Source organism: Microbulbifer regidiadema (SeqCode) (genome assembly GCF_052467605.1).
The window spans coordinates 2316887-2338180 of record NZ_CP174316.1 but is presented as its reverse complement, the minus strand read 5'-3'; the positions used below and the strand labels follow the sequence as shown (position 1 = coordinate 2338180).

General features: G+C 53.5%; 18 protein-coding genes. 16 read left to right on the top strand and 2 right to left on the bottom strand.

Going from position 1 to position 21294, the window contains the following annotated elements; genetic code table 11:
* Positions 1 to 6 precede the first annotated feature (6 nt).
* The 9 genes from ACJJIF_RS10900 (at position 7) to ACJJIF_RS10860 (ending at position 9206) form a co-directional block, all read left to right on the top strand.
* Complete coding sequence (locus ACJJIF_RS10900) at positions 7 to 456, top strand: YcgN family cysteine cluster protein (protein WP_444932237.1); 450 nt, start codon at positions 7 to 9, stop codon at positions 454 to 456.
* Between the two features lie 199 nt (positions 457 to 655).
* Positions 656 to 1036 carry a hypothetical protein gene (locus tag ACJJIF_RS10895; protein WP_444932236.1) on the top strand — a complete coding sequence of 127 codons (381 nt, stop codon included), beginning with the start codon at positions 656 to 658 and terminating at the stop codon, positions 1034 to 1036.
* A 294-nt stretch (positions 1037 to 1330) separates the two neighbouring features.
* Positions 1331 to 1486, top strand: a complete 156-nt coding sequence (locus tag ACJJIF_RS10890) for a hypothetical protein (protein ID WP_444932235.1) — start codon at positions 1331 to 1333, stop codon at positions 1484 to 1486.
* Positions 1487 to 1722: 236 nt separating this feature from the next.
* Positions 1723 to 2607 carry a hypothetical protein gene (locus ACJJIF_RS10885; protein ID WP_444932234.1) on the top strand — a complete coding sequence of 295 codons (885 nt, stop codon included), beginning with the start codon at positions 1723 to 1725 and terminating at the stop codon, positions 2605 to 2607.
* 187 nt (positions 2608 to 2794) lie between these two features.
* Positions 2795 to 3679 carry a hypothetical protein gene (locus tag ACJJIF_RS10880; RefSeq protein ID WP_444932233.1) on the top strand — a complete coding sequence of 295 codons (885 nt, stop codon included), beginning with the start codon at positions 2795 to 2797 and terminating at the stop codon, positions 3677 to 3679.
* A gap of 64 nt (positions 3680 to 3743) precedes the next feature.
* Positions 3744 to 4892: a hypothetical protein gene (locus tag ACJJIF_RS10875; RefSeq protein WP_444932232.1), complete on the top strand. Its 1149-nt coding sequence runs from the start codon at positions 3744 to 3746 to the stop codon at positions 4890 to 4892.
* Between the two features lie 1401 nt (positions 4893 to 6293).
* A complete protein-coding gene (locus ACJJIF_RS10870) occupies positions 6294 to 6974 on the top strand; it encodes a YEATS-associated helix-containing protein (protein WP_444932231.1) in 681 nt (226 codons plus the stop codon).
* Positions 6975 to 7082: 108 nt separating this feature from the next.
* A complete protein-coding gene (locus tag ACJJIF_RS10865; RefSeq protein WP_444932230.1) occupies positions 7083 to 7928 on the top strand; it encodes an AAA family ATPase in 846 nt (281 codons plus the stop codon).
* A 96-nt stretch (positions 7929 to 8024) separates the two neighbouring features.
* Entirely contained in the window at positions 8025 to 9206 is a 1182-nt protein-coding gene (locus ACJJIF_RS10860) for a vWA domain-containing protein (RefSeq protein WP_444932229.1), read from the top strand.
* A 24-nt stretch (positions 9207 to 9230) separates the two neighbouring features.
* Here ACJJIF_RS10860 and ACJJIF_RS10855 read toward each other — a convergent pair whose 3' ends face one another.
* On the bottom strand, positions 9231 to 10466 hold the full coding sequence (locus ACJJIF_RS10855; RefSeq protein ID WP_444932343.1) for an amidase family protein: 1236 nt from the start codon (positions 10464 to 10466) through the stop codon (positions 9231 to 9233).
* 21 nt (positions 10467 to 10487) lie between these two features.
* On the bottom strand, positions 10488 to 11981 hold the full coding sequence (locus ACJJIF_RS10850; RefSeq protein WP_444932228.1) for a peptide MFS transporter: 1494 nt from the start codon (positions 11979 to 11981) through the stop codon (positions 10488 to 10490).
* A gap of 167 nt (positions 11982 to 12148) precedes the next feature.
* On the opposite strand from ACJJIF_RS10850, the gene hrpA reads away from it, so the two are divergent.
* The 7 genes from hrpA (at position 12149) to ACJJIF_RS10815 (ending at position 21267) form a co-directional block, all read left to right on the top strand.
* Positions 12149 to 16063: an ATP-dependent RNA helicase HrpA gene (hrpA, locus tag ACJJIF_RS10845; RefSeq protein ID WP_444932227.1), complete on the top strand. Its 3915-nt coding sequence runs from the start codon at positions 12149 to 12151 to the stop codon at positions 16061 to 16063.
* 238 nt (positions 16064 to 16301) lie between these two features.
* Entirely contained in the window at positions 16302 to 16601 is a 300-nt protein-coding gene (locus ACJJIF_RS10840) for an HvfA family oxazolone/thioamide-modified RiPP metallophore (RefSeq protein ID WP_444932226.1), read from the top strand.
* Positions 16602 to 16686: 85 nt separating this feature from the next.
* A complete protein-coding gene (locus tag ACJJIF_RS10835) occupies positions 16687 to 17532 on the top strand; it encodes an HvfB family MNIO-type RiPP peptide maturase (RefSeq protein ID WP_444932342.1) in 846 nt (281 codons plus the stop codon).
* Positions 17513 to 18283 carry an HvfC family RiPP maturation protein gene (locus ACJJIF_RS10830; RefSeq protein ID WP_444932225.1) on the top strand — a complete coding sequence of 257 codons (771 nt, stop codon included), beginning with the start codon at positions 17513 to 17515 and terminating at the stop codon, positions 18281 to 18283. Before ACJJIF_RS10835 ends, ACJJIF_RS10830 begins: the two co-directional genes overlap by 20 nt.
* 127 nt (positions 18284 to 18410) lie before the next feature.
* Positions 18411 to 19313 (top strand): MlaA family lipoprotein, encoded by a 903-nt coding sequence (locus ACJJIF_RS10825; RefSeq protein WP_444932224.1) that lies wholly within the window; start codon positions 18411 to 18413, stop codon positions 19311 to 19313.
* A gap of 36 nt (positions 19314 to 19349) precedes the next feature.
* Complete coding sequence (locus ACJJIF_RS10820) at positions 19350 to 20528, top strand: PP2C family protein-serine/threonine phosphatase (protein ID WP_444932223.1); 1179 nt, start codon at positions 19350 to 19352, stop codon at positions 20526 to 20528.
* 220 nt (positions 20529 to 20748) lie between these two features.
* The gene (locus ACJJIF_RS10815) at positions 20749 to 21267 is read left to right on the top strand and encodes an STAS domain-containing protein (RefSeq protein ID WP_444932222.1); all 519 of its coding nucleotides are present in this window, start codon (positions 20749 to 20751) and stop codon (positions 21265 to 21267) included.
* Positions 21268 to 21294 lie beyond the last annotated feature (27 nt).

Below are 21294 nucleotides of genomic sequence, written 5' to 3'. Positions count from 1 at the left end.
AGCTAAATGGCACACAGGCCTTTTTGGCGGCGAAAAACGCTGGAACAAATGAACCTGTCCGAGTGGGAGCAGCTGTGTGACGGTTGCGGTCGCTGCTGCCTGCACAGCCTGGAGGATGACGATACGGGCGAGGTCTACCTCACTAATGTCGCCTGCCGGCTGTTGGATACCCACTCCTGCCAGTGCAGTCAGTACAGCCAGCGCAAAGCCCATGTCCCCGGATGTATTCAGTTGCGTATAGAGGATATTCCCGAGTTCGATTGGTTGCCGCTCACCTGCGCATATCGCAGTCTCGCGGAGGGGCGCCCCCTTGCGGATTGGCACCCACTGGTATCGGGAGATCCGGAGTCAGTACACCGGGCGGGGATATCGGTGCGTGGACGCGTGGTTAGCGAAGACTCGGTCCACCCGGATGATATGGAAGAGCATATTATTTCGTGGGTTGACCCCGGCTGATCGGAAATGGGAACTGCGGTCTGTGAACGCTTTTGAATATTGCGCATAATCAATAGGATCACTCTTTGTATTGATGGGTAGCTGGTCGTGTTTATTCCCGCAAGGGTATGGGTACGCCAGTGCCGAGGGAGTGATGCGGTAAAAAGCCCAGGTGTATATCCGATTTTGATATCGGAGTGCCAGAAAGTAGAGTGAGAGAATGTCAGAAGATTTCCAATTTGCCTGGATGGTATACGCCGTTTCAACACTGATTATGTTGTTGGCGGGCTGGTGGTTTATGCGCAATTGGCGCTGGAGCTGGGTGCGCCAGACATTGCTGTTAGTGGTTGCGGCAGTGCTGTTGATACCGGCAAAGACCTCTGTGGCGGAGTCGGTAGCGGTGCCGGTATTGCCGCTGTTTGTTTATCAAACTCTGTTTGAAGACGAGGGCGCAGCGCCAGAAGTAATTACCCATCTGATTTTTGCTTCAGGTGGAGCCCTGGCAATTATGCTGGTTTGGGGGTTTATCAGCTTATTGTTAAAGTTCCGCCGGAAAAGACAGCGCCGTTTTAACGAAGATCCCTATTTCGACGAGCAGTAACTCAAGGTATGGCTGGCGTGCCAGAGAGTAGGGTAGCCTAATTTTATTGGTATTCTCATTTGATGAGTAACTTTTCCAAGGCCGCCTAGCTCTCGGACTCTTAACCCTTCTCTATTGAGGCCTCTGGTTTTATCAATACCCGTGGCTTCACTCCACTTATTTTACCTTGTGCTATGGATAGGAGTGGGGGTGCTTCACTGTCATATCCGCTCTCTCTTAATCTCACTGCGCGCTCAAAGTTCAGAGATTAATATTTTGTGAGCCGCCGCCCAAATTTAACCCAAAGGGCTATCCATGGATACTGTTGCCCAAATAAATATTCAAGCCGCAATAGGTAATCTGGCGCTGTTTGCCTTTTACAAATTCGTATATCGTTCTTTTGATCACTGGTGGAGTCTGGTCTTTGCAGTCAATTTTGGGGCCTTAATTCCAGCACTTGATGAGTGTTGAACGAAGCATATGCCCTTCCTGCCTCTGGACTACTCAGTAGGCCCGGAGCCGTTATGGGTATGCCTCAGGAGCCTTACCGATAGTTATTATTGGTCGCTATCCCCCATCATTAAATGGATCAATGGCAGTATAGGTGGTGGCTACTGATAATCCGCTGAAATTGATAATCCATAGTCCTCGATATATTCTTTTGCGCGATCGATAAGGATTTCGGTTGTGCAAGGATGGATTTTCCCATGTTATCTCGCTTATTTGCCTCGCATCAGCGGCCCTTTATCCCTCGTCGTCACGAGCGTGAGACTATTGCTATCGATCTCTCCGGTAGCTGCCTGACTTTTAGTTTGCCGCCCAACTTTTGCCATGACAGCTTTGGCGATTCCAGTCAGGAGCCGCCGCAGCGGGTCAATATTTTTGCTAATCGTAATTACGTTGATGACAGTGGCTATGAAGAGTGGAGACGCGAGGGCGTAGCCAGCCAGACACTAATGAAACGCAGCTGGGAGTTGTTCGGCCCTATTTGGCACGTTCGCCCTATTGGCACTATTGATTTTGTGCTGACTCTGAATCGACATGACGCCTTGCCCAAAGATATGAGCTGTTTTAATCCGCAGCACTTTGAGCGGATTATCATGCGCAACTTGTATTACTGGGGCCCCTGTCGCCCTAACTTTCAGGTACAGAAAGCTCCCCTTAATTGGCAGCTGCGTGAACTGGATGGGGCAACAGCTATCTTTTTTGAAAAGCATCGTATCAATCCGCCAGAAGTATTGGCAGAGAATCCGCATCACGATACCTATTTCTCCAGCCGCTTGTTTATTCCCCTCGGTCAGCATCATTATATAAAACTCAACTTTCGTTATCTGGGCTATGCGCCGGTAAAGCCTTGTCTAGCCGCAATGAATAGCATTCGCGATACGGTATGCGATAGCGTCTCATTGCAGTTTGGTGTTGATGCTCGGTCACAACTATTAAAAGCACGGCAGCAGTGGCCAGAGGCTAGAGCTAGTTATAAGCGCGGAGTTGAAGTCTGGACCTATCCCGAGTGGCAGCGGGGGGGAGAGTTTGGTGGCGACATTATTATCACTAAGCCCGGTAGCTCGCCACCGGCTTGGCAGGAGTAAGCTTTTAAAGGGTACTCAAGTCTAACTTTAATATTGATGCTAGCGAGGAGTTGCTATAGGTGCAGGTAGTATTGCCGATAGGGCTATTTTAGGGGAGGGTGAAAACCTCAATATCAATCACAATGGCTACGTGATACTCTTCTGCATGATCGACAAGGATTTCGATTGAGTAAGGATGGATTTCCCCATGTTATCTCGCTTATTTGCCTCGCGTCAGCGGCCCTTTATCCCTCGTCGTCACGAGCGTGAGACTATTGCTATCGATCTCTCCGGTAGCCGCCTGACTTTTAGTTTGCCGCCCAACTTTTGCCATGACAGCTTTGGCGATTCCAGTCAGGAGCCGCCGCAGCGGGTCAATATTTTTGCTAATCGTAATTACGTTGATGACAGTGGCTATGAAGAGTGGAGACGTGAGGACGTAGCCAGCCAGACACTAATGAAGCGCAGCTGGGAGTTGTTTGGCCCTATTTGGCACGTTCGCCCTATTGGTACTATTGATTTTGTGCTGACTCTGAATCGACATGACGCCTTGCCCAAAAATATGAGTTGTTTTAATCCGCAGCACTTTGAGCAGGTCATTATGCGTTACCTATATTACTGGGGGCCCTGCCATCCCGACGACTATGTGCAGAAAGCTCCCCTTAATTGGCAGCTGCGTGAGCTGGGTGGGGCAACAGCTATCTTTTTTGAAAAGCATGATGATCACCCTTCCCAACGTCTGGAAGAAAACCCATACTACGGTACCTACTTTTCCAGCCGCTTGTTTATTCCCCTCGGTCAGCATCATTATATAAGACTCAACTTTCGTTATCTGGGCTATGCACCGGTAAAGCCTTGTCTAGCCGCAATGAATAGCATTCGCGATACGGTATGCGATAGCGTCTCATTGCAGTTTGGTGTTGATGCTCGGTCACAACTATTAAAGGCGCGGCAGCAGTGGCCAGAGGCTAGAGCTAGTTATAAGCGTGGAGTTGAAGTCTGGACCTATCCCGAGTGGCATCGGGGGGGAGAGTTCGGTAGCGACATTATTATTACTAAGCCCGGTAGTCCGCCGCCGGATTGGCAGGAGTAAAATTTCAAAGGGCACTCAATATTTAACAAACACCATTCAATATTGATATTAGCAAGGAGCAGCTATGAGAGCAGGTAGTACCGCCTGGAAAGCCATTGTGGAGCAGGGCGAAAACCTCAATATCAATCGCAGCGTCTATGTGTTTAAGCAGCACTACCCTATCTGGGATTTACTTAAGCGTGAACACATTGGCAACTACTACAAAACCAGTCTGGTACGAGCTGTTTATAGCTTGGCCGTTACCCCCGGTGGTCGTGACAATAGTGTCCGCGCCCTGAATTTGGATGGCGCGCAGATAAATTACCAGATAGATGGCGATGGTGATGTACTGATTTACGGTTTGAATATCGATAGTACCATTTCAGCGCCTGTCGAAGATCAAGCTACAGGCTTGTACCGTGTGAATCGAAAGGACGACGAATGGAAAACTGATTCATATTGGCAAACCAGCATGGATCATGGCCATCGCTGGAACAGTGCACACTACGCAGCTGTCAGTGGTAAGTTTGGCAGTAAAGAGGAGGCAGGTAGACTGTTAATTACGCATATTGCCAATGCTTACAATGGAGCGCTAAATCCTCACGATTTAACCAGTGATGAAAAACACTATTCACTTTTTTGGCAAAACGGCCAATATCAAACAAAGCATAACGCTAGGGCTCTCACTGCACTGATCCAGCAGGCCCAAGCCAACAATGCCCGTATTCACTGGTTAGTGCATGGCGAGGGTGCAGGTACTTTCGTGCAGGCTCTACAAAACCTGGCTAAGCGGCCCGCTATCAGTGCCTTGGTGGCTGAGGGAAATGAGCTTTCGCATCAGAGTGTATTTTTTTCTAATCCTCGGGGAGGAAATACTCGGGAGGAAGATCTGAAAAAATACTGTGAAGCTGCTGGGATACACTTGGTTGGAGTTAGGACTAATATGTTCGATTTAAGAAATCCCGATGCGTTACAGAATGTGCGAACAGAGGCGATTCTGTTGCTCGGTAAATATGGCGTTGGTGGTGGTGCTACCGCTGCTGGTTGGGACGATTTTCAGCAGGCTCTAGGGCATTGGGAAGCTGCACGAACCACATTGGCAATTATTGGTTTTAGTCTGGCTGGTTATGTTTTGGGGAAAGACGCGCTATCAAAAAATGGTGGTTACGCGCGCAATTTACCAAAAGCAATCAGTAATACTGTGGGCAATGGCAATAAATACTGGGCAGCGTAAGGGTAATTTCCAGAGGAAGACGGAATCCTATAAATAGGAATAACGTGGGTGAAACTATTGGTTCCGATTTAAAAATTCCCACTAGTCCTAATTTTTATCTGCCTGGATGGACAAGTGGCTACTCAGCACAGCAGTGTCATAGCTGTAACAGTAAGGCTATGGGAAACCCTGGATATAAGTGAAACTAAATGGATTGCTTTTGCACGGACTTTCTGCCGTCGTTAATCCGGGGTGTCTCATGTATTGGCCGCTAGGCTATAAAACCTCAAGATAAGAGTTTATAGCCCCATTATATGTGCCCTCATCCTCGATAAGCCGCAACGCCTCCTTACAGGCCGGGCACTCAAACTCGTCGTTGGCTTCAATGCAGCTGCTTTGCAGCCAATCTCGACTAATAAATCCATCGCAGACAGGACATTTCATGCTCCTTTAGTCTCCTATTCCCTTAAGTGTTACTACGCAAATGTGCCAGGAAACTCGCGTTTCCCCACCTCAACCAAACTGCCTCTAATCAATCACAGTGCGCAACGGCCAGCAGCTTGGTCGGCTAGACGCCTGGCACGATAGTTATCGCGGTAAATCTCAATAGGCTGTACTGAGAGGTCTTGCCGTTATACAGCCTAATCTTCCTTATTTCTAGCTATGTCGATTGGTAGCTGCTGGGTAACAGCCTTGAGGATAAGAATTGATAACAAGCCAAGGTATTAACCTGATTCCTGGATTTTTTGCCCTGTTTAAATAAGCCCGGTCCACTCAAACCAAGCAATTGCTGACGCTATTCTGTGATCGACCTATCTGGCAACGAGCTAAGGACTCAGCCACTGCTGCTGCAGTGCTGCCTGTCGCCGCCGATCGTATAGTTTGTTAGTAGCCATCGGTGCCACAGCGGCGCATAACATAGCCTGCCTAGCTTTACTTTCTTGTATTGGCCTGCTAAGCAGGACCTCCCCCCAATTGAGACCTTGAAGCGCAGCGGGCAGGCTAGGCTCTCCGGTTGCTGGGTGATAGTATCTGGCCCGTTTATTTGTCGTATAAGGCGTTGGAGCTCAGCCTGGTTGGGATTCTATTGACTGCGCCTTAAGCCTCTGACAAGGCCATCACTGGCTCTTCGACGCTTATATCCAGGCCAGCTGGTATCAAAGGCGCCAAACTCCTTAACACAGCCAACCTCAACCAATGACAGCTGCTATATCTATTAAACTAGTTCCCGCTGTGGCGCGATGTAAAACAATGTAAAAGCCGTGTCACTTTCCTGTTAGGTGTCCAGCAAAAAAAGCGACGGCTGCCGATAAATAGACACAATCTCGCACCTATAGGACCTTGCTGGAAAGAGTGAAATATTCAGTTCAACACCCACCTGCACGGATTGGTAGTGAGAGCCGAAATGGCTGAGGAATACTGATGCTCGATCACCTGCTTATATTGACCGCAGTAATGCTGGTTTCGGGCATTTTGGGTGGGTTGGTCAATTACTATCAAATGTTGTTTACCGAAGAGGACCCGGCAGGGTTGGCCCGCTGCCTGATTATGGGCTTGTGTGGCGCACTGATGGTGCCGATTTTCCTCAAATTCACCCAGAGTGACCTGCTGATAGAGATCCAGGGTGATCCGTCGAGGCTGTTGATTTTTACCGGTTACTGCCTGCTGGCCGCGATTGCCTCTCGTATGTTCGTATTTAATGCCGCGCGGCGCCAGTTGCGCGATGCCAGTATTGCCCGCGCCCGTGTCGAAAATATGGAGCAGGAACTGCGCACTATGCAGTTGGAAATGATGCCCCTGCTGGAGCATGAAATCGAAGGCGATCCAGAGCAGGGGCCGATGATCGATTTTAACCAGATCCGCAAACTGGATGACAATGCCTTGCAGGTGCTGCACCTGTTAAATACCGGCGAGTGCGTATTTCGCTCTCTGGTCGGCATGGTGCAGGACAGCGGTATGGAAACCAACTCCATCGCCCGCGCTTTAAACGGCTTACTGGTACTGGAAATGGTCGGTAAAATTCACAGCCACCTGGGTATTCGCTGGTATATCACCGGCAAAGGGCGCCAGGTTGTACACCGCCGCAGCACTCAGACAGCCTAGCTCAGGCTGGTCATCTAATTTGAGCGTTCCCGCCTCGCTCCCCGCCGGTTGATCAATTATCATTCGCTAAAAGAGATAGATAGCCTCGACGACAGGATTGGAGCAGTTATGAAGTTTACCGGTACCGAAAGCTATGTAGCGACCGAAGACTTGCAGATGGCGGTGAATGCGGCCGCTACCTTGCAGCGTCCACTATTGATCAAGGGTGAGCCTGGCACCGGTAAAACACTGCTCGCCGAGCAGGTGGCGGAGAGCCTCGGCTTAAAGTTGATCCAGTGGCATATTAAATCCACCACCAAAGCCCAGCAGGGCCTGTATGAGTACGATGCGGTATCTCGCCTGCGGGACTCCCAGCTGGGGGTGGATAAGGTCCACGATATCGGCAACTACATTAAGCGCGGCAAGTTGTGGGAGGCTTTTGCCGCAGAAGAGCGTGTGGTGCTGCTGATCGATGAAATCGATAAGGCGGATATCGAATTCCCCAACGACCTGCTGGTTGAGCTGGATCGTATGGAGTTCTTTGTGTATGAGACCGGCGAAACCATCAAGGCTAAGCAGCGCCCCATCGTTATTATCACCTCCAATAATGAAAAAGAGTTGCCGGATGCCTTTTTGCGCCGCTGCTTTTTCCACTACATCAGCTTCCCCGACCGCGACACCATGCGCAAAATTGTCGATGTGCACTACCCGGAGATCAAAGGGCAGCTGGTGGCTGAGGCAATGGATATCTTCTTCCAGCTGCGCGAGGTTCCGGGCCTGAAGAAAAAGCCCTCCACCTCCGAGCTGATCGATTGGCTCAAATTGTTGATGGCTGATGATATTCCCGAAGAAGTGCTGAAAAACCGTGACAGCAGCAGCGCCATCCCGCCACTCTACGGCGCCCTGCTGAAAAACGAACAGGATGTCCATATGCTGGAGCGCCTGGCGTTTATGGCCCGTCGCGACAATCGCTAAACGGTATTTGCTTATATCACCGGGGCTTGAGGGCCCCGGTAACCCCGGCCCGCTCGATGCGGGTGTTATTTTTCCCTGTGCTGACTGCGAATTATTATGCTGATTGGCTTTTTCCTGAATTTACGCCGCTACAAATTACCGGTAACTATCACCGAGCTGCTGGCCCTGATCGAGGCACTGCAGCAGCGCCTGGTATTTGCCGATCTGGAGGAATTTTACTTCCTCGCCCGTGTCTGCCTGGTCAAGGACGAGAAGCACTTCGATAAATTCGACCGCGCTTTTGCCGCCTATTTTAAGGACTTGGAGACCCTCGACGATATTGTTGAGCAAATGATCCCCGAGGACTGGCTGCGGGCGGAGTTTATGAAGCAACTGAGCGAAGAGGAAAAGGCCCAGGTGCAAAGCCTCGGTGGCTTGGAAAAGCTGCTGGAGGAATTCAAGAAGCGCCTTGAGGAGCAGAAGAAGCGCCACAGCGGTGGCAATCGCTGGATTGGCACCGGCGGCACCAGCCCGTTTGGCAACAGCGGTTATCACCCCGGCGGTATTCGGGTGGGCGGCAAAGGTCGCAATCGCTCGGCGTCGAAAGTGTGGGAGAAGCGCCAGTTTAAAAATCTGGATGACAGCATCGGCCTGGGCACTCGCAATATTCAGGTGGCTCTGCGCAAACTGCGTAAATTTGCCCGCAGCGGCGCCGCCGAAGAGCTGGACCTGGATAACACCATTTCCTCCACCGCGCGCAATGCGGGATTACTGGATATTCAAATGGTGCCGGAGCGGCACAACGCGATTAAGGTGCTGATCTTCTTTGATGTGGGGGGCTCTATGGACCCCTATGTGCGCGTGTGTGAAGAGTTGTTCTCCGCTTGCCGCTCCGAGTTCAAGCACCTCGAATACTTCTATTTTCACAACTTTGTCTACGAACATGTGTGGAAAGACAATCAGCGGCGCTACAGCGAAAATACCCCATTGCTGGAAATACTGCGCACTTACGGCAAGGACTACAAAGTAATTTTTGTCGGCGATGCATCTATGGCACCCTTTGAAATTACCAGTCGCTTCGGCAGTGTCGAGCATATGAATGAAGAGCCCGGCGCGGCCTGGATGGAGCGTGTCACCGATACCTACAGTAACCTGGTCTGGTTAAACCCGGTAGGGGAGGAGTACTGGCAGTATACCCCCAGTATTGGTATGACCCAGCGCTTGGTGGATGGGCATATGTATCCGATGACCCTGGAGGGATTGGATCGGGCCATCGCCTATTTGGTCAAAGGGCGTTAAGCGGCCCTTTGCGCGATGATTTGCTCAGGCTGTACCTCGGGTACTGCCTGTGATGTCTTGCAGATATTGGGTTAATTGTTTTATCAGTGTCAGCAGGGAAAGGTCCCTGTTCGGCGCCATGATCAGAGAGAAGCCCGAGGGTTTCTGCACCTCAGTATCCCTGTCACTGTGACTTTCTCGAATAGAGAACAGTGGCAGGTGGCACTGGGGCGCGCCCCACAGTCCTGCAATAGCGGTTAAGCCCAATAGGCGCTGGCGATGTTTTTGTAGCTTGTCAGCTTCGATAGCGCCGCCTTTCTTCGGTGCGGTCGTAGGCGTCGTTGGTATTAATAGAACGCTGTTATTATCCGGCAGTAAGCGCTCCATCCATTGGCACCAGCGCCGCCGCCTGTTAGCGGCCCACAACACTTCATCATCGCCAATGGAGAGCGCCATAGTAATCCTTGCGGCGATATCCTGTGCAAATACCGGTTGGTATTTTCGCAGCCAGACCCTGTGAGTATTGGTAATGGCGCGGCCCTGTAAAATCCGGAATATATCGGCCAATTCACCCAGTAACTCAGTATCGGGCAAGTGTATGGTTTCGCAGAGAGAAAATTGATCGCTGAGTGTAGGTATCAACTCTTGGATTGCCACTCGAATGGATGGATCTGCCAACTGGTGGATTTCGGGGCAAATAACCAGGCGGGTTACTTTATTTGTGGATAAGTGCTGTGCTGGAATCAGGATTTTTCCGACATCCAACAGAAGTGATGGTGTTTGGCTGAACCAACCGACAGTATCAAAGCAGGGGGCCAAACCGATAACACCGTCGGTTGGGATAAGTGAGTGGCTGGTTCGAATACCGAATAAGCCACAATAGCTCGCGGGGACTCGCACCGATCCGCCGGTGTCGGTACCCAGGGCAATATCGGCCATTCCCGCAGCCACGGCGGCGGCTGAACCCATGGAGGAACCGCCGCAAAAATAACCGGGCAGTCTGGGGTTGTCGGCGCAACCGTAGTGCAAATTACTCCCCTGCATGCTGTAGGCCAGTTCATCGAGGTGAGTAAAGCCTACAAAAGTAGCCCCCGCCTCGAGTAGCTGGCGCAAGCTGGTTGCGGTTTTAGTGGCGGCGGGGTGCGTGTTATACCACTCGGGGTTACCCGCCGTATTTTTCTCGCCTTTTAACTGAAAAAGGTCTTTTACCGCCAGGCGTTTTCCCTTTAGCGGTCCGCTATTGGTTAACTCTAGAAAGTGCGGTCCGTGTTCGCAAAATATGCCCTTTATGGATAGCCCCCTCTATTTGTCATTGCCACTAAAATGTTTGGGCGGGACACCGTCGTGATCGGCGGTGATGCTCAGCTCCTCCTGGGTGGTTTCGCCCACTTTTACGTGAACCTCCTCCGCTCCGTGCATCCAGTCCACCAGTTTCTCGCGAATAAAGTACAGAATAATCCCGGCAATAATTGCCGCCAGGGCGACTCCGCCGAAGGTGGCGAAGGGGCCGGAGACCCCCACCAGTTTTCCTATTTCAGCGGCGCCTTTATTCGCAATACCAATAAAGGCAAACCACAATCCCATCATCAGGGATAAATAGCGCAGGGGGGACAGTTTGGTCACTACCGAGAGCCCGATCGGCGACAGGCAGAGTTCGCCAATGGTATGGAAAATATAGGCGAATACCAGCCACCAAATACTCGCTTTAACCGTCTCGGAATCGCCGATCTGTAGGGCGGCACCGCACATGGATAAAAAACCCACGCCGAGAAAAATCAGCCCCAAACTGAATTTTGCCGGTGAGCTGGGTTCCCGATCTCCCATACCGACCCAGATACTGGCCATAATCGGTGCGAGAATAATAATAAATAGGGGGTTCACCATCTGTAGCCAACTGGCGGGCACCTCCCACCCCAGTACATTCAGGTCGGTTCGATATTTGGCAAATAAGTTCATCGAGCCGGCGGCCTGCTCAAAGCCGGCCCAGAAAATGACAATAAATACCCCCAGTACCAGAATGACCTTGATGCGGTCCCGCTCTTCCAGAGTGAGCGGGCGGTGCTTATCGATTGCCTCGTCTTTCTTGTCTTTTTGTTCCAGGTGCGCGGAAGGCTCTACACCGATTTCCCCCAGGTAGCGCTTGGCCTGGGTCATTTGCAGCAGCAGTCCGGCCAGCATACCGAGACCGGCGACGATAAAGGCCAGCTGATAATCGACCTTTTCCCCAATCCAGCCCACCACCAGGTAGCCGAGGATGGAGCCCAGGTTGATGCCCATATAAAAAATGGTGAAGGCGGTATCCCGGCGGTGGTCGCCCTCTTCATAGAGGTCCCCGACCATGGTGGAGATATTCGGTTTAAAGAAACCGTTGCCGATAATCAGTAGGGCCAGGCCGAGCCATAGCATATAAAGCTGGCTGCCATTGGGCAGCCAGCTGTGGGGAAAGCCCAGGGCGAACTGTCCCAGCATCATCAGGGTGCCGCCAAACATGATACAGCGGCGCTGGCCCCAGCGGTTGTCCGCCATCCAGCCGCCGATAATCGGTGTCAGGTACACCAGCATTGCGTACCAGCCCAGATAGCTGAGGGCCTTGGACTGCAATTCGGTATCGGTGAGCTGCTCCCAGCCGAAGACTGCGGCGGTGGCGGTGGAGGTCAGATAGAAGACAAAAATACCGCGCATGCCGTAGTAGCTGAGGCGCTCCCACATCTCGGTGCCAAACAGCAGGAAGAGTCCCTTGGGGTGGCCAAACAGTTGTCCGGCACTGGCGGGGGGCTTGGGCTTGATCTCTTGCATAGTACCGCTCGCAAGGTATATCCCTGAGATTGTCGCGCCAGCAGTAAAGGCTGCGCTGCTCAGGGGAAGTGCTATTCGCTCCAGTATAGATGAACGCCACAATAAGGTTTGATAGCCCTGCGATGCTCAGGGGGTATAATCCCGCGTTTGCCATTGCTGTACGAATTATGAGTCACACCGAAGCAGAAAAAGTTCTGGGTGCCCTGCAAGCCCGAATCTCCACGGCCATGGGGCGCGATCGCTATGGATTGCGCAGGACGGTCAAAAATGTGCGCCGGCGCCAGAAAGAGGGCAAGCCGGTAGACCGTATGCTGGTTCAGCTGGAGCAGCAGCTCCAAGCGTCTGAGTCCCTGGCGCAAGAGCGCCGGCGCAAATTACCCGAAGTACAGTGGCCGGAGGCGCTGCCGGTGGTGGCGCGGCGGGAGGAAATTGCCGCACAGATCGAGAAAAACCAGGTGGTGGTGATTGCCGGTGAGACCGGTTCGGGTAAAACCACCCAGTTGCCAAAAATCTGTCTGTCCCTGGGGCGGGGTATTTACGGTCAGATCGGCCACACCCAGCCGCGCAGAATTGCCGCGCGCACGGTGGCCAGCCGCATCGCCGAGGAGTTGCAGCAACCCCTGGGGGAATCGGTCGGTTACCAGGTGCGCTTTACCGACCACAGTACCGAGCATACCCATGTCAAACTGATGACAGACGGTATTCTGCTGGCTGAAATTCAGCGCGACCCGCTGTTAAATAAATACGACACGCTGATTATCGATGAGGCCCATGAGCGCAGCCTCAATATTGATTTCCTGCTGGGCTATTTGAAAACCCTCCTGCCCAAGCGCCCAGATCTGAAACTGATTATTACCTCGGCCACTATCGACCTGGAAAAATTTTCCCGGCACTTTGACGATGCGCCGATTATCGAGGTTTCCGGTCGTACCTACCCGGTGGAAGTACACTACCGCCCTGCAGCGGATACGGATGCAGATCTCAACGAGCAGGTTGTCGCCGCCGTGGAGGAGTTGCTGCACGAGGAGAAATCCAGCAGTCGGCGCGGTGGGGATATCCTGGTATTTATGAGCGGCGAGCGGGAGATCCGCGAGTGCGCCAAGGCCCTGCGCGATGCACAGATAGCGCAATTGGAGGTGCTGCCTTTGTATGCGCGCCTGAGCCTGGCGGAGCAGGCCAAAGTTTTTCACGGCCATAAAGGCCGCCGTATTGTCCTCGCCACTAATGTGGCGGAGACCTCTATTACGGTGCCGGGCATTCGCTATGTGATCGACCCGGGCACCGCCCGTGTCAGCCGCTACAGCTACCGCAGCAAAATTCAGCGCCTGCCTATCGAGCCGGTTTCCCAGGCCAGCGCCAACCAGCGCGCCGGCCGCTGCGGTCGTGTCAGCGCCGGTGTCTGCGTGCGCTTGTATGAAGAGCGGGATTTTGCCCAGCGCGCGGAATTTACCGATGCGGAAATCCTGCGCACCAATCTGGCCGCAGTCATTCTGCAAATGTTGCAGCTGCGCATTGGCGATATTCGTGAATTTCCTTTTGTCGATCCACCGGACCCGCGCCTGATCAACGACGGCTATAAGCTGTTGCAGGAGTTACAGGCGGTGGATGGGCAGGGCAGAGTCACCCCATTGGGGCGGGCTCTGTCGAGGCTGCCCCTGGACCCGCGCCTGAGCCGTATGTTGCTGGCGGGGGCGGAGAATGGCAGTGCGCGCGAACTGTTAATTATTGTCGCCGCCCTGGCGGTGCAGGACCCGCGCGAGCGCCCGGCGGAAAAACGCCAGGCCGCCGATGAAAAGCATCGCCAGTGGCAGCATGAGCAATCGGACTTTCTATCCTTTGTTCAGTTGTGGGATGCCTTTGAGGCCCAGCGCCAGGAGCTGAGTCAAAACCAGCTGCGCAAGTGGTGCCAGAAAAACTTCCTGTCCTGGCTGCGTATGCGCGAGTGGCGAGATATCCACCACCAGCTGCGCGTGGCTTGTCGCGATCTCGATGTGAAGGAAAATAAAGAGCCGGCGGAATACCAGGCGATACACCAGGCCATAGTGGTCGGTTTGCTGGGCAATATTGGCGCGCGCGATGAAAACAAAGAGTTTAACGGTTGCCGCAATCGTCGTTTCCATATTTTCCCCGGTTCCGGGCAATTTAAAAAACCTCCCCGCTGGGTGGTGTCCGCCCAGTTGCTGGAGACCAGCCGCCTGTTTGCCCACACGGTCGCCAAGGTGGAGCCCGAGTGGATATTGGCCGCCGCGCAACACCTGGTTAAACGCAATTATTTTGAGCCCCATTTTGATACCCGCTCCGGGCAGGTGATGGCCTTTGAGAAGGTCTCCCTTTACGGCTTGGTGCTGGTGGAAAAACGCCGAATCCCCTACGGCAAACTGGACCCGCAAACTTCGCGGGAAGTGTTTATTCGCCAGGCACTGGTGGAGCAGCGCTATCGCGGCAAGGGGCGCTTTTATAAGCACTACCTCGACCTTTTAAAGTCCCTGGAAGAGCTGGAAGCCAAATCCCGCCGCCGGGATATTCTGGTGGATGACGAAGTGGTATACCGCTTCTTCGATGAGCGTATCCCTGCGGATATCGTCAATCTGGCAGGGTTTGAGCACTGGCGCAAGAAAGCGGAAGCCGGCGATACCCAGCTGCTGTTTATCCCCCGCGATCTATTGATGCAGCAGAGTGCCGATCACGTGGGTGAAGCTCAATTCCCCGATGAGTTGGCAGCGGGCGGTATCGTCTATCCGCTCAGCTACCACTTCGAGCCGGGCAGTGTGGATGATGGCGTCAGCATTCAGGTACCGGTGGCGGCATTGCACCAGGTGCCGGCAGCCCGCCTCTCCTGGTTGGTGCCGGGGATTCTGCGGGATAAATGCATTGCCCTGGTAAAAGCCCTGCCGAAACAGTGGCGCAAGTACTTTGTGCCGGTGCCGGCTGCGGTAGATAAGGCTTTGCCGCGACTGCGCGCGGACAACACACCGCTGTGGCAGTCGCTGGCGCTGGAGTTGAAGCGCCAGACGGCACAACAGTTACCCGATGACATGTGGGAGTCCGCCGAGCGGGCTCTGGAAGATTATTACCGCTTCAATATCCAGGTGATGGATGAGGCCGGCAAACTGCTGGACCAGGACCGCGATCTGGCCCTGTTGCAGGCGCGCTATCGCGACCGGGTGCAGCAGGGACTGGCCAGTGCCGGCGACAGCTTTGAGCGGCAGGGGATCACCCGCTGGGATTTCGGTGATCTTCCGGAAACCCACACCCTCAACCAGGGTGGCCTCAAGGTGCGGGCTTACCCGGCCCTGGTTGAGGAGAAAGACAGTGTCTCTCTGAAGCTACTGGATAACCCCAGCGAGGCCCGCAGGCTCAGTCGAGCCGGTATTTGCCGTTTGGCCCTGTTGCACCTGCCGGAGAAGGTGAAGTACCTGCGCAAAGAGCTGCTGCGCGGCAAGGAGTTGGGGCTTTCCGCCGCCGATCTGGGGCGCCGTGAAGAGGTGGCCGACGATATCCTGATGGCGGCGGTGCGCGAGGTATTCTGGGCTGAAGAGACGTGGCCGCGCACTGAAGCGGAGTTTCTCTCCGCGCTGGAAAATGACGGCGATCTGGTGGGGGTGGCCCAGGAGATTGGCGATCTGCTGGTCAAGGCTCTGGCCCAGCTGGTGCCCCTGCGTAAACAAATCAAGCAGCAGAAAAACCTGGCAGTCGCGATGGCGGTGGGGGATATCCAGCAGCAGCTGGCGGGCCTCTTCTATCGCGGTTGCCTGTTTGACACCCCGCTGGCGTGGTTGCGCCAGTACGGCCGCTACCTGAAGGCGGTTGCACTGCGTTTGGAAAAGGCCGCTCTCGACCCTAACCGCGACCGCAAGTTGCAGGTTGAGTATCAGAAAGCAGCGGAGCCCTATCAGACGCAAGTGGAGAAATATTCGTTCAGAGAAGTCTCCGCAGAGGCTGAATTGCGCGAATTTCGCTGGATGTTGGAGGAATTCCGTGTTTCCTTATTTGCGCAGACCCTAAAAACCCTGATGCCGGTATCGTCCAAGCGTCTGAGTAAGGCGTGGACAGAAATTGATGGGAAGGGTTTGCTCGGCTGATGCTCGCTATGGAGGCGGGGTCACAAAAAAAATTTGATCGACTGTAAGATTTTAAAGGATAAGCCGACAGAAGTACTGAAAGTAGGCCTGGAGCCCAGAATGACCGCTTGATAGCGGTTATTTTGTGGCGGGCTTTATTTGATGAGGGGTTCTTGCTTCGCAGCATTATACTTCTGCGAAGTCGAAAAGAGTCTCTTGTACTTTTTATTGCTAAGGATACCTAATTAGGAGATTACCCATGAGCAACAAGCACCTTTCCCCTGTGGCCGCTGCGGTTGGCGCGGCATTTATTGCATCGGCGGCGATGAATGTCTCTGCCGCCAACAGTGATGCCAACCCCTTTGCGGCAGAGGACCTGAGTTCTGGCTACAACGTGGCATTGGCCAGTCATGATGGCGATGATAAAGAGAAAGAGGGTAAGTGCGGCGAAGGTAAGTGCGGCGAGGGCAAGGAAAAAGAAGGTAAATGCGGCGAAGGTAAGTGCGGCGAAGGCAAGAAAAAAGAAGGTAAGTGCGGCGAAGGTAAGTGCGGCGGGTAATTTTTACCAGAGCCCAAAAGGGAGGGGCGCATTCGTGTTCCTCCCGGTTATTTATTGACTACTGAGAAAAGTGAGACCTAAAGTGTTGCGCAACTTTTCCGTAGACGGTGCAGGATTTGGGCTGCGCCGTTCAATGATGGGGGAGAATCTCGAAACCGGTGCAGTGGATTTCCTCGAAGTCGCGCCGGAAAACTGGATTGGTGTCGGCGGCCGCTATGGGCGCTGGTTTAGGGAATATACCGAGCGTTTTCCCTTTCTGCTGCACGGTTTATCGCTGTCTATCGGCGCACCGGAACCACTCGATATGGAGCTGGTGGGCGCTATTAAAAAATTTATCCAGCAGCACAATATTCGCGGCTACAGTGAGCATTTGAGTTACTGCTCCGATCACGGCCACCTGTACGATTTGTTGCCAATTCCCTTTACCCAGGAAGCGGTGATGTATGTGTCCGAGCGAATTCGCATGGTGCAGGACGCACTGGGGGAGCGCATCGCGATGGAAAATGTGTCCTACTACGCGGCACCGGGCCAGGAAATGAGTGAGTTGGCCTTTTTGACTGCGGTGCTGCAAGAAGCGGACTGTGATTTGCTGCTGGATGTAAACAATATTTATGTCAATTCCATTAATCACCGCTACGCCCCCCTCGAATTTCTCTCCGCACTGCCCACAGAGAGAATCCGCTACGCGCATATTGCCGGGCACTATGATGAGGCGGAGGATTTAAAAGTGGACACGCACGGTGCTGCGGTGATCGATCCGGTGTGGGAGCTACTTGAGCGCGCCTATGAAATTCACGGTGTAGTGCCGACGCTCCTGGAGCGGGATTTTAATATTCCCCCTATTGCCACATTACTCGAAGAAGTCGGGCGTATTAAGACGATTCAGGCCAGCCAGCAGGTGGAAGGAAACTATGCCCTCAATCGCCGATAAGCCGGAAACTTTTAAGCGTGTGCAGCGGGATTTTGCCGCCCACTTGCGCGCGCCCGAGCGGGTTTTGCCACCTGCCGAAATTGAAGATCGGCGTGTCGCTATTTATCGGGATTTGATTTACAACAATATTGAATCCTTTATTGCCAGCGGCTTTCCGGTGTTGCGCAGCCTTTACAGCGATGAAAACTGGCAGCAAATGGTGCGGGATTTTGTCTGCGAGCACACATCCGTCAGCCCCTATTTTTTGCAGATCAGTGAAGAGTTCCTCGCCTATTTGCAAAATGAGCGGGGTGAGCAACCCCAAGACCCGCCGTTTCTGTTGGAGCTTGCGCACTATGAATGGGTGGAACTGGCCCTCGATGTCAGCGATGTGCCGCAGCCGCAGGGACTGCTCACTGAGGGTGATGTTCTGCGGCAGGTTCCCGTTGTCTCCCCGCTGGTATGGAGCCTCAGCTACCGCTACCCGGTGCACCGCTTAGGGCCTGATTTTCAGCCCCAAGAGCCACCGGAGACGGCGACGTTTCTGTTTGTCTACCGGGATCGTGCAGACAGGGTGAATTTTATGGAGGTCAATGCGGTCACTGCCCGCTTGCTGCAGTTGGCTTCGGTGGGCAATTACACCGGCTTACAAATTTTGGAACAAATGGCTCAGGAATTGCCTAATATTAGTCGTGACTCTTTGTTTGGTTTTGGTTCTGATTTGTTAGAAAAGCTGCTAAATAAAGGGATTATTGCCGGTTTTCAGGCCTGATCTGTGCTTGCCTGAAACTCCTTTATCTTTGGCAAATCCCAGCTGCTATGCTGCCGAGGGTAGCTTACGAATTACGAGGGCGTTAGAATCCTTGGTCTCACTAGTTTGATAAAAGAGGAGCAGGGTTGTGCTTGGAAGCAAAACTTTATCGCCCTGGTTAATGGCAACTCTGATCGCTGTTACGCCAGTAGGAGCGTTAGCGCAACAAGATCCGTTTGCGGGCGCAGCTCAAGCCCCGGCAGCGGTAGATAGCAGCGCAGCGGAGAGTGCCAATAGCGATAGTGGGGGCCTGTCTCTCGAAGATGAGTACGGCTTTGATCCCGCCGATGAATTTGGTGGTGCCGAGGGGGAGGATTTATCACTTCGCGACCCCTGGGAAGGTTTTAACCGCGCCATATTCTCCTTTAACGATGGCGCCGATCGCTACGTATTGAAGCCCGCCGCTGTCAGCTATCGCCAAATTACCCCGATTTTCATTCAGCACGGTGTCAGTAATTTTTTCGACAACCTGCGTGAAGTCAGCAATACCTTTAACGATGTATTGCAAGGTAAGTGGGGCCAGGCGGGCAATGACGCCGGCCGCTTCCTGGTAAATTCCACCGTGGGCATTGCCGGTGTTCTGGATGTCGCCCAGCATATAGGCCTGGAGCAGGGGGATGGCGAGGACTTCGGTCAGACCCTGGCCGTTTGGGGAGTGCCGTCCGGCCCCTACCTGGTGCTGCCGTTACTCGGGCCATCCACGGTGCGGGATACCCCGGCCAAAGTCGTGGATTACTACACCAACCCCTTGACCTATGTGGATCACGACGCGACCAAGTATGTTTTTAAGGGGACGGACATTATCCAGAGCCGTGCTAGCCTCCTGCAAGCGGAGTCTCTGCTGCACGGAGATCGCTATGTGCTTTTGCGGGATGCTTACCTACAGCGCCGCGACTATTTGATTGTCGATGGTGAAATGGATGTGCATACCGAGGAAGAGGCCGCAGAGGCCATTGATCAGGGAGCGGTGGAAGAGGCTTCCGATTACTGAGTTGTCACCTAAGGCAGATAAAGTTTAGAGCCTTCTATGGCCGGCCTCAGTAGCCTGGTGCTAACTGACGATGAGCGCTCCCGCAATTTTTTGCGAGGAGCGCTTTCGCGTTTTGGCTTTCAGGTAAGTGTCGCCAGCAACGGCGAAGACGCTATCAGTCAGTTCGCCCCCGGCGCATACCACATTGTATTAATTGATCGCTACCTGCCGGATATGAGCGGACTGGAGGTGCTGCGCCGTATCAAGCGCATAGCGCCAGAGGTGGCTGCGGTGATTATTGCTCCGGAGGCCGCAGCTAATGACGTACTTCAGGCGATGCGCCTCGGCGCCAAGGATTACCTGGTAAAGCCCCTGCGAGAAGCGGCAGCGATTGACCGCATGATCTGCCGAATCAGCGGTGAGGAAAATCTCGCCAAACAGAATCGCGAATATAAAGAGGCGCTTGAGCGTCGCAACAGCGAGCTGCGAGATCATGTGGAATTGTTGCGCCGGGACCAGGAAGCCGGCCGTTTACTGCAGCAACATCTGTTGCCGCGCACGCCCTACCAATACCCCAGCGGTGTAAAAGCGGCCTACCGGCTGGTTCCCTCCCTGTATTTGAGCGGCGACTTTGTCGATTACGGCCTGTTCGGTGAGCGCTTTGTCGCTTTTTATCTGGTCGATGTATCGGGTCACGGCGTATCTTCGGCCCTGGTAACGGCACTGATAAAGCACAGCATTATGCATCGCTTGCGGGAGCGCCCGCTGTTCGCGCAGCTGGACTCCCTCAGTGATGACCTGCTCGATATTCTCAGCCTGGTGAATAACGAGCTGTTATCCACCAAGCTGGGCAAGCACGCCAGCATGTTTGTAGGCGTTGTGGACAGCGGTGCCAGGCAGTTGCACTATGCGGTTGCCGGGCAGATCCCCATGCCGGCCCTGGTGACTGCTGGCGCAACGGACTGGTTGCCGGGTAAAGGGCGCCCCCTGGGCATTTTTGAGCGGGGCAACTGGCAGGTAATGCGCGCCGAACTCCCCCCCAGCTGGCGTCTGGTTGCCTGTTCCGATGGTGTACTCGAATTACTGCAAGGGGATCTTCTCGATAAAGAGGCCCAGCTTTTGCAGGCTATTTCAGAGAGCGGAGGGGCGCTCGAACCGCTCTGTCAGACTCTAAAAATAGATACTTTTGGTGCTCTGCCGGACGATATTACGATTCTGACTTTAGGCTGCGAGTAAAGGTTAAAATTGCAGTCGAAAAAACTCGACTGACAAGTCGAATTTTATGCTTTATCGCACTTGTCAGTCTGCATGGTCAGGAGTAAGCTCCGCCCACTTTATGCACAAAATTGCACGAGGCGCCAAAAACGCTAAACGCGATTGTGTTCTCTACCAGTGAACTTTTGCCATCCGCCTGCACTGATATCAAAAGGTGTACTCGGGTGAGCCAGGGGTTTTTATGCAGTCCGGGCAAATTATGGTTGGGGCCCATCGGGGCATTTATGTCATCAAGTTAGTAGGTGATGTCCGTCTCAACCTCTGTACCTCATTTGATAGCTTTATCGACAATATGTTTGCGCGAGGTGATTTTGCCGGTGTGGCATTTGATCTCGGTGGCGCAGAAGGTGTCGATAGCACGACCCTGGGTCTGATGGCGAAAATCGCTATGCGCGCCCTGGAGCGGGGCTGTGACAAGCCGCTGATCTTCTCGGCGGGCAAAGGTATCCGCCACCTGCTGGATGCGATGGGCTTTGATTCACTGGTTGAAATCAGCGATGCGATTCACGACCTGAGTGTACCCACAACACCGCTGGTGTGTAATAGCCCCGATGAGTGCGCCGCGCGGGAAAAAGTGCTGGAAGCCCACCGGGTGCTGATGAGTATGAACGAGCAAAACGCCGAGACTTTTCGCGATCTGGTGCATACCCTGGAGCGCGAGTGCTCCCCGCTCGCCGAGCCTTCAGTGCAGTATCACTAGCGCCTATTCACTCCCAGTGCCCAGTTC

What these genes read in the sequence shown, in the direction of transcription:
- ACJJIF_RS10900 (WP_444932237.1), top strand. Translation starts at nt 7, where the DNA reads ATGGCACACAGGCCTTTTTGGCGGCGAAAAACGCTGGAACAAATGAAC.
- ACJJIF_RS10895 (WP_444932236.1), top strand. Translation starts at nt 656, where the DNA reads ATGTCAGAAGATTTCCAATTTGCCTGGATGGTATACGCCGTTTCAACA.
- ACJJIF_RS10890 (WP_444932235.1), top strand. Translation starts at nt 1,331, where the DNA reads ATGGATACTGTTGCCCAAATAAATATTCAAGCCGCAATAGGTAATCTG.
- ACJJIF_RS10885 (WP_444932234.1), top strand. Translation starts at nt 1,723, where the DNA reads ATGTTATCTCGCTTATTTGCCTCGCATCAGCGGCCCTTTATCCCTCGT.
- ACJJIF_RS10880 (WP_444932233.1), top strand. Translation starts at nt 2,795, where the DNA reads ATGTTATCTCGCTTATTTGCCTCGCGTCAGCGGCCCTTTATCCCTCGT.
- ACJJIF_RS10875 (WP_444932232.1), top strand. Translation starts at nt 3,744, where the DNA reads ATGAGAGCAGGTAGTACCGCCTGGAAAGCCATTGTGGAGCAGGGCGAA.
- ACJJIF_RS10870 (WP_444932231.1), top strand. Translation starts at nt 6,294, where the DNA reads ATGCTCGATCACCTGCTTATATTGACCGCAGTAATGCTGGTTTCGGGC.
- ACJJIF_RS10865 (WP_444932230.1), top strand. Translation starts at nt 7,083, where the DNA reads ATGAAGTTTACCGGTACCGAAAGCTATGTAGCGACCGAAGACTTGCAG.
- ACJJIF_RS10860 (WP_444932229.1), top strand. Translation starts at nt 8,025, where the DNA reads ATGCTGATTGGCTTTTTCCTGAATTTACGCCGCTACAAATTACCGGTA.
- ACJJIF_RS10850 (WP_444932228.1), bottom strand. Translation starts at nt 11,981, where the DNA reads ATGCAAGAGATCAAGCCCAAGCCCCCCGCCAGTGCCGGACAACTGTTT.
- hrpA (WP_444932227.1), top strand. Translation starts at nt 12,149, where the DNA reads ATGAGTCACACCGAAGCAGAAAAAGTTCTGGGTGCCCTGCAAGCCCGA.
- ACJJIF_RS10840 (WP_444932226.1), top strand. Translation starts at nt 16,302, where the DNA reads ATGAGCAACAAGCACCTTTCCCCTGTGGCCGCTGCGGTTGGCGCGGCA.
- ACJJIF_RS10830 (WP_444932225.1), top strand. Translation starts at nt 17,513, where the DNA reads ATGCCCTCAATCGCCGATAAGCCGGAAACTTTTAAGCGTGTGCAGCGG.
- ACJJIF_RS10820 (WP_444932223.1), top strand. Translation starts at nt 19,350, where the DNA reads ATGGCCGGCCTCAGTAGCCTGGTGCTAACTGACGATGAGCGCTCCCGC.
- ACJJIF_RS10815 (WP_444932222.1), top strand. Translation starts at nt 20,749, where the DNA reads ATGCAGTCCGGGCAAATTATGGTTGGGGCCCATCGGGGCATTTATGTC.